Annotated in this window: 7 protein-coding genes and 2 pseudogenes; 4 read left to right on the top strand and 5 right to left on the bottom strand. The window is 35.7% G+C overall.

Features of this window, described 5'->3' with window-relative positions; genetic code table 11:
* Positions 1-200: pseudogene (locus ACIQYS_RS22165) on the bottom strand (DUF4372 domain-containing protein); the annotation flags it as partial.
* A 572-nt stretch (positions 201-772) separates the two neighbouring features.
* On the opposite strand from ACIQYS_RS22165, the gene ACIQYS_RS22160 reads away from it, so the two are divergent.
* Positions 773-1,201, top strand: coding sequence for a phospholipase D-like domain-containing protein (locus ACIQYS_RS22160; RefSeq protein WP_402985162.1), 429 nt, complete (start codon positions 773-775; stop codon positions 1,199-1,201).
* A 436-nt stretch (positions 1,202-1,637) separates the two neighbouring features.
* On the opposite strand, the gene ACIQYS_RS22155 is transcribed toward ACIQYS_RS22160, so the two are convergent.
* Positions 1,638-2,207 (bottom strand): DUF6434 domain-containing protein, encoded by a 570-nt coding sequence (locus ACIQYS_RS22155; RefSeq protein ID WP_402985160.1) that lies wholly within the window; start codon positions 2,205-2,207, stop codon positions 1,638-1,640.
* Positions 2,208-2,344: 137 nt separating this feature from the next.
* On the opposite strand from ACIQYS_RS22155, the gene ACIQYS_RS22150 reads away from it, so the two are divergent.
* Positions 2,345-2,968: a histidine phosphatase family protein gene (locus ACIQYS_RS22150; RefSeq protein WP_402985158.1), complete on the top strand. Its 624-nt coding sequence runs from the start codon at positions 2,345-2,347 to the stop codon at positions 2,966-2,968.
* 222 nt (positions 2,969-3,190) lie between these two features.
* Positions 3,191-3,475: pseudogene (locus tag ACIQYS_RS22145) on the top strand (AbgT family transporter); the annotation flags it as partial.
* Between the two features lie 97 nt (positions 3,476-3,572).
* On the opposite strand, the gene ACIQYS_RS22140 reads toward ACIQYS_RS22145, so the two are convergent.
* The gene (locus ACIQYS_RS22140; RefSeq protein ID WP_402985156.1) at positions 3,573-4,520 is read right to left on the bottom strand and encodes an ATP-grasp domain-containing protein; all 948 of its coding nucleotides are present in this window, start codon (positions 4,518-4,520) and stop codon (positions 3,573-3,575) included.
* Between the two features lies 1 nt (position 4,521).
* Positions 4,522-5,580 (bottom strand): LLM class flavin-dependent oxidoreductase, encoded by a 1,059-nt coding sequence (locus ACIQYS_RS22135; protein WP_402985154.1) that lies wholly within the window; start codon positions 5,578-5,580, stop codon positions 4,522-4,524.
* A gap of 245 nt (positions 5,581-5,825) precedes the next feature.
* On the opposite strand from ACIQYS_RS22135, the gene ACIQYS_RS22130 reads away from it, so the two are divergent.
* Positions 5,826-6,857: a threonine aldolase family protein gene (locus tag ACIQYS_RS22130; RefSeq protein ID WP_402985152.1), complete on the top strand. Its 1,032-nt coding sequence runs from the start codon at positions 5,826-5,828 to the stop codon at positions 6,855-6,857.
* A 63-nt stretch (positions 6,858-6,920) separates the two neighbouring features.
* Here the strand turns inward: ACIQYS_RS22130 and ACIQYS_RS22125 are convergent, their stop codons facing one another.
* Positions 6,921-7,739: a purine-nucleoside phosphorylase gene (locus ACIQYS_RS22125; protein ID WP_402985150.1), complete on the bottom strand. Its 819-nt coding sequence runs from the start codon at positions 7,737-7,739 to the stop codon at positions 6,921-6,923.
* Positions 7,740-7,934: the final 195 nt, after the last annotated feature.

Genomic DNA, 7,934 nt, shown 5'->3' with positions numbered 1-7,934 from the left:
ATCAAAAAGACAATCACTAAGTGCGTGTAGACTTTCCGTTTCGTGAAGCTGCGCATAAAGAAGTAATTTTAAGAATGAATCTGTCGTAAGTTTTTCGTATAAGCATCTAATTTCATTGTTTTCACGTTTTCTTCAAATAATTGAAGGTTTATTGGTGAAAACCATTGTCCAAATGAAGTTTTTAGTGTAATCTTGTCCATGAGTTAGTTCCTTTATTAGTGGATTTGGACGGGTTACCACCTGGCTTTATCCATTATAAAGGACTTTTTTTATGCACAAATAAAAATTAGTGAACATTTAGTGTATTATTAAAATTTAAATTAATTTAATGCAACACTAGTGAATAAATATTATAATTTTATTATATGATACTATCAGTATACTTCCAAACTTATATTGAAAAAGTTGTAAGGCATATTTTCTTAATATTGAAATGTTGAAAGTGAACAAAAAGAGTCTGAGGGAAAACACATATAAAAAATTATTTAATAGGAATTAGCTATGTGAACTAATAATTCTATCTCAGAATATGGAATGAAGAAAATATAAATTTGATAACTAAACCTTTAAATATGAAGTCTTGTCAGTATAAAAATATGATATTATATGATTGTAGTAAGAATATATAAAGAAGTAGAAATTATTAGTTAACTGATAAATGAATGGGTAAAGAAGAATTTTTATATCACTAATTATTATTTTTTGTCCTTTTTAATTTAATGTATTTATGGGTTGCAAAGCATGGTTTAAGGATTTAACAAAGTATTCGGAGGTGAAGATTATTCCTATACTCAATTTGTATAGCAGTAGAGATCAAGAAGTTCAAAGTAGAGCTGGATTAAATTGGGGATTATCTAATGGCCATGTAAATACAGCTGATGCATATATTGCATTGTCTCGAAACTTTCTCATGCAAAACCCAAATTTCTTTCCTTCTCAAGGTAGCACTATTAGTGTCACGTGGGACGACGGTGTTGTAATGGAATGTTTACTTGAAGGTACACAAGAAATTAACGGGACTATATATCCAAAACAAATATCAACTTTTAAAGACAAATCTGTTTTAGGCATATATTTGAGGGGGAGATTAGAAGTATCTGATACACATAGAATTACGAGATTAGATCTTCAAAACTATGGTAGAGATAATATAGAAGTAATCTCTTTAGGACTAAACAAATATAGTTTTAATTTTGGTTAATTTCTTATAGTACCAAGTATTGCACTTGCAACCCATAAATATTTTAAGTCTAAATGTTGTCTGGTAAAAGATAAGATTGTAAATATTTATGTTAATTTTTTATACATATCTAAAGGCTTTTCTTGAGACAAACTTGCTTTATTCATCAAAGCACAAACATATCTAAGCAATTCTGAGCTATTGCTCCAACCAGGACTAATCGGAATAAACTTATACTTTCAGCAAACAATTGAGCAATCTTTGTCTTTCCTGTTCCGGAGATTCCAGAAATGCCGACAAATGGCTAGCTGCGGAGGGATAGGTAAGGTTTTTGATATTTGGCAGTGTTTTTATATCTTATCTAAATAATAATTGTGCATTAATCCCTATGTCAGAAAACATTCACTTTTGTTTAATTTAACCTAAGTATTTCTAACACAGACAGAGTACTCAAAAGTTAGTTAGTAGGGTCGTATTTATTATTCCCAGGAAGCTTCTTGATGATGTTCCAGGCTTCAATCGCTTCATCATGGCTTTTTCCTTGATTTTTCGAGTCAGCAAAAAAGTCACGAATGAATTGGTTGTATTCAAATTGAGGTGCAATCTTTTTCTTGTAAGTGGGGTCCTTTTTTCGTTTTTCTTCCTCATACCAAGCATCTACAACATGACGATACGTTTTTCCGATATTGTTTTTAAAGTAGTTTTGGATATAGGTAGAGAAGTGAAAGTTAGGAATAGCAGACTTAAAAAAGGCTCTCACATCTTGACTGCAACGATGGTTTTCCGTAATGACCGTATCCAGACATAAATCGGCTTGTAGTTCGTCTTTCCTAGTTGCCCTTGATTTTCTAATAGGTTTTTTTATTTCTCCTGTATGAAGAAACGTCTCGATTCTATCCGATATTTCTATTTTAGAGCCAGCAGCACTAATTCCATGTTTTCTACAAAATGTTTGTAATTCTTCTTTTAACCAATAGTAATCTTTAAAACTCTCTACATTCATTTCTTTTGTTAGAATAGGTCTCATTCATTACACCTCCATATTTAACTCTATTAATTATAGAACACTAGTTCTTGTTCGTTCAAGTAATTATTACCAATGAAAGAATCTTAAAGTAAGTTGACGATTAAGTTCAACCATTAATCTCTTGAGGAGTGAATCTATTGGAAATACTAGTTATTAGGCATGGACAATCAGAAGCGGATCTATTAGGAGTGCATGAGGGGAGGGCGGATTTTTCGTTAACAGCGCTTGGCGAGCAGCAAGCAAAGAGGATGGCCACATATGTAGCGTCCCATTTTCCCCCAGATATAATTTTAACAAGCCCGTTAAAAAGGGCGAAGAGCACAGCTTTGATAATACAGGGAGCAGTTGGATGCGAGCTATTAGAAGAAAAAGATTTGATGGAGTTTAATAATGGTGTGTTAGCAGGGCTTTCTAGGGAAGAAGCTGCTATAAAATATCCGATACCTCCAAATGGGAGACCTGCTCATATTCCAATCGAAAATGGTGAATCAGACTTGGAGTTTCGTTATCGTGCAGAAAGGATTTATCATAAGGTTTTGTTTGATTATTCGAATTGTGAAAGGATTGCAATTGTATCGCATGGTGGATTGATATCTCATTTATTAAAGGCGTTTTTGCGACAGCCAATTAATAATGAGTTTGTTTTTGCAACAGGGGATACGGGTATTCATTTGCTGGAAGTAAAAGGGGATAAAAGAATTGTCAAGTTTCTGAATTTCATCCCTGCATCAGACACAGTTCAAAATAGTTGTGATTATTAAAACTTGTAAAGATACATTTTTACGTTTGTTTTAGAAACGAAACAATGTCTACATATAAATAAAAAGAAACGCGCATACTGTAGATGCGTGTTTCTTTTTATTTTGGGGTTTCTCCATGGTATTTAATAGTGATATTAGTTATATAAATTTTCATAAATTGTTCGCAATTAACTGGCTCGTTATTAGTACTTCTCCAATATCGCATCAAATATTATATATTATTCTCCAATATTCGTGCCGATGTTCATGTATTTGGATTATCATCCAGCGTTCACGCAGGTAATTTATCGTGTGGGGGATTCTATTACAAATCCGATTACTCCGATGCTTCCATATCTAGTCTTATTACTGTCATTTGCGAAAAAGTATGATAAGAATATTGGATTGGGAACGTTAATTTCAGCTTTATTCCCATACACTTTATTCTTTGGAATCGTGTGGATAGTACTTCTTGTCGTTTGGTACTTGTTAGGGCTTCCAGTTGAACCGGCGGGATATATTCATTTGTTAAACCCTGTCTTTGTGTTAGAAAAACGAAGTCAAAATAGAATAAAACAGCCGTTTCGAATTATCCAAAAGGAGGTTCTGAAACGGCTCTTTCTTTTTATACGGGTACTTTTTGTGCTTCCAATGCTTTTTCAAGGAATTTGGCTAACTCCAGCATACCGTACTTACCTTCCTTCGCTTCTGCATCACTGTTATAGTTTGTGTTTGTATTAATGTCGTAAGTGTACACTGTACCGTTCTCATCTGAGATAAATTCAATGCCTGCCACTGTTATTTTGTTGGCTTGTAAAAAAGCCTCATATTGTGCAATTTGTTCTGGATCTACCTCGTGGATGATTTCAAATTGCGGCTTTTCTTCCACTTGCTCACCGACAGGGCAGAATAGATCATCGATTTGGCAAGCGTCTGCCGGGCAAAGTTCGAACCCGTTTGAGGTATCTACTTTGACTGCATATACAAATTTTCCGCCTACAAATTCAGCTCGGGTAATAAACGATTCTGGTGCTTTAATGTATTCTTGAATTAATGTAATGCCGTCCACTGGTTCATCATATAGCTCACTGTTTAAGTAAGCCTTTAACGCATCAATGGAGTGGAATAATTGTACGCCTAACCCTTTTCCAGCACGATTATGTTTTGTAATAAAAGAAGCTTTCCCTAATCTTTCAGCAGCTTTTATGACTTGCTCTTTGCCAACTGCACCGATTGTTTTAGGAGCGCGAATGCCTGCTTTTTCTAATGCGAGGTATTGATTAATTTTACTTAATTCTAACGAAAGTGCACTTGTACCATTAAATACTGTACGTCCATGAAACTCCAACCATGCAAGCACTCCAGCCGTTAGTTCTGGAGCATAACGGTGATTGCGAGTATGGGATGAAGCACTCATACGACTATAGAAAACACCTTCTGGAGGAGTCGCTGTCAAATCAACGATACCCTCATCTAAATGCCATAGTTCGTAAGGTAGCGCTAATTCTTCTAATCGTTTCGTTAAATGAATTGTCCATTCATCATTTTCGTGAATAACATAAATTTTTGACATATTATTTAGCTCCTAACTTTTGAGATCTAAGCTGTTCAACAATTGGTATGACTTTTTCAGAGAAACGTTGCATTTCTTCCAGTTGTGGAGAAAATTGAAGAATGAGCAAGTTCACGCCCACCTCTTCATACGCTAAAATTGTTTTCGCAATTTGTTCTGGTGTGCCAATTAAGTTCGGACGTAAGCCGCGGTTTGATACGGAATAATCCTCTAAGCTAATTTTAACATTAAGCTGAGATTTACTAATGAAATCTTGATAGCCTGCATAACCTGGGCTATCTTCTTGTATATTTTGAATGCGTGCTAGCTCAGCTTGCACCTCTTCCTCCGTATCACGGCAGACAATATAGGCAGACATTCCAAATGTATCAAATGCCTCTTTGCCAAGCTGTACACGTCGTTTTTTCATATCTTCAATCTTCTCTTGTACCTCTTCAATCGTGCCACCATGCATAACGTATGAGTCACATGTTTCTGCTATTGCTTGTTTTCCTGCTTCACTTTCTCCTCCTGCATATAGGGGGATATGTTGATTGCGAATTGGTTTAGGTGATAGGTACGTATTTTCAAGTTCGTAAAATTTCCCTTTGAATGAGTAAGGTGTTTGTGTCCATAAGCCCTTTAATACCTCGAGAAATTCCTCAGTACGGGCATAACGCTCATCGTGAGCAGTGAAAACACCGCCATATTGTCGCGCTTCTTCTTCCCACCAAGCGGATACAACGTTTAGCGAAATTCTACCTCCACTAATATGGTCGATATTCGACGCAGTTTTTGCAAACAATGCTGGATTGTAAAAACCTGGGCGGATGGCAGTTAAAATTTCTAATTTATTCGTAACCGCTGCAATTGCCGCTGTTGTAGACCATGCATCTAATGTAGGAGCTTCCATTCCTTTAATATCATTTAGGTTTAACTCCGCAATGAGTGTCATATCAAAGCCTAATTTTTCCGCATTTTGTGCCACTTTTTTAACATAATCAAATGTAGCGGGCATATTTTCATCTTCTACATTACGTAGCCATCCTCCGAAAACGGGCAACCAAAAACCATACTTCATAAGTAAACCCACCCTTCAAAATTTATTCGAATTATTAGAATATTAATCACTAACTAATCCTACCATATAACTAGTATTTTAACAATGCAACTCACTAAAAGGTAGTTGATGATTGAGTTTGTAAAACAATTAAACTTGTATTAGAACCCGTTACATTTTAATAAGCTCCGGATTCAATATAGATGATCTAGCATGATACAATATCTAATATGCAATAACGATATTCAATGAGTGGAGGAATTTATATGTATAGCTTCAAGAATGATTACGCTGAAGGAGCACATCCTAGAATTTTACAGGCTTTAATAGATTCGAATTATGTACAAGAAGAAGGCTATGGAGATGATAGCTTTACTCAAAAAGCAATCGAGCTTTTGAAGGAGAAATTAGGGAGACAGGACGTTGATATACACCTACTATCGGGCGGTACCCAAACAAACCTAACGGCAATTTCCGCTTTTCTCAGACCACATGAAGCTGCAATCGCTGCTAGTACAGGTCATATTTTTACACATGAAACAGGTGCGATTGAAGCTACTGGACATAAAGTCATATCGGTAGAAACGAAAGATGGAAAACTGAATCCCTCTCTAATAAAAGAAGTTCTGGACCTACATACAGATGAACATATGGTAAAACCAAAGTTGGTTTACCTATCAAATTCAACAGAAATTGGATCTATCTACAGGAAGAGTGAACTGACGGATTTAAGCGATTTTTGTAAAGAGCATAATCTTATATTATATATGGATGGGGCAAGACTGGGGTCAGCGCTGTGCTCTGATGATAATGACTTAAAGCTAAGTGACATTCCATCACTTGTGGATGCTTTCTATATTGGCGGGACCAAGAATGGTGCTCTTATAGGCGAGGCGTTAGTCATTTGCTGTAATTCTTTAAAAGAAGATTTTCGTTTTCATTTGAAACAAAAAGGGGCTCTTCTAGCAAAAGGGAGACTTTTAGGTAGTCAATTTTATGAGCTGTTCCGGGATGATTTGTTTTTCGAATTGGCTCAACATGCGAATAAGATGGCAGCCATTCTTAGGGAAGAATGTAGCAATGCCCATTTTTCATTTTTAACCTATTCACCATCGAATCAAATCTTTCCAATATTACCGAATGCACTGATTACAGAGCTTCAAAAAAACTACGCATTTATTGTATGGCAAAAGGTTGATTCTACCCATTCGGCGATTCGATTAGTAACATCATGGGCGACGAAAGAGGAAAAGGTAAGAGCTTTTGTGGAGGATATGAAAAAATCTAATAAGTTGTGAAAGTGATTTTTTGTCCCTGTGTCGCAAACAATTTGGAATTGTTTCTCACACAGGGACATTTTTTTATATCTCTTCCAAAATTCCTTTTACCAAGCCCACAAATTTAACTTTAACCTGACTAGCTACTTCAATTACTTCATCGTGGTTCAATGGCTGGTCTAAAATTCCACATGCCATATTCGTTAAGCAAGAAATACCAAGAACTTTCATCCCGCCATGAGTAGCTATAATCGCCTCTGGTACTGTCGACATACCTACAGCATCCGCTCCTAATGTGCGAATCATACGAATTTCAGCTGGAGTTTCGTAAGTAGGACCACTCCACCAAGCATATACACCTTGCTGTAATGGTATATTTTGTTCGTTTGCTACTTTGTTCGCAATATTGCGTAACTCCGGGTTATATACTTGAGATAAATCAGGGAAACGAGTTCCTAATTCGTCGTTGTTTGGCCCTATTAATGGATTAGCGCCTGTTAAATTGATATGGTCCGTAATTAACATTAAATCTCCAGGGCTAAAGCTTGTATTCACTGCACCGCAAGCATTTGTAATGATTACATTTTCTATACCTAGCGCTTTCATCACACGTACTGGGAAAGTTACTTCATCTAAAGTAAATCCTTCATAATAATGAAAACGACCTTTCATCGCAGCTACAATCTTCCCGTTTAATTCGCCAATAACAAGTTCGTTTGCATGACCGATTGCTTCCGATCTAGCAAAGTGTGGAATCTCGCTATAAGGAATTTTAACAGCGTTTTGTATGTCATCGGCAAGACTTCCTAGCCCCGAACCTAAAATTAATCCAATCACAGGGCGATGTTTTGTCTTACTCATAATGAAATCTCTAGTTTCTCTAATATCTTGAATGTTATGCATCGATAATTCCTCCTTGAAACGTTACGTTAAAAAAACAATACAAATGTAGTATACACCGAAAGTACATAATTGAAAAAAATTGTAGAAAGTAAGTTATAAAGAGAGTGTAAAATATTTTGTGTAAATGAATAAATACAAAAAAGGAAGACCTTTTCTTGGTAGAATTAAGTCACCACAACCAATCCTAGAAAAGAG

It is taken from the genome of Psychrobacillus sp. NPDC096426, from assembly GCF_044762745.1.
Lineage (GTDB): Bacteria > Bacillota > Bacilli > Bacillales_A > Planococcaceae > Psychrobacillus.
The sequence above is the reverse complement of the archived record's forward strand: the minus strand, read 5'-3'. Positions and strand labels throughout refer to the sequence as shown.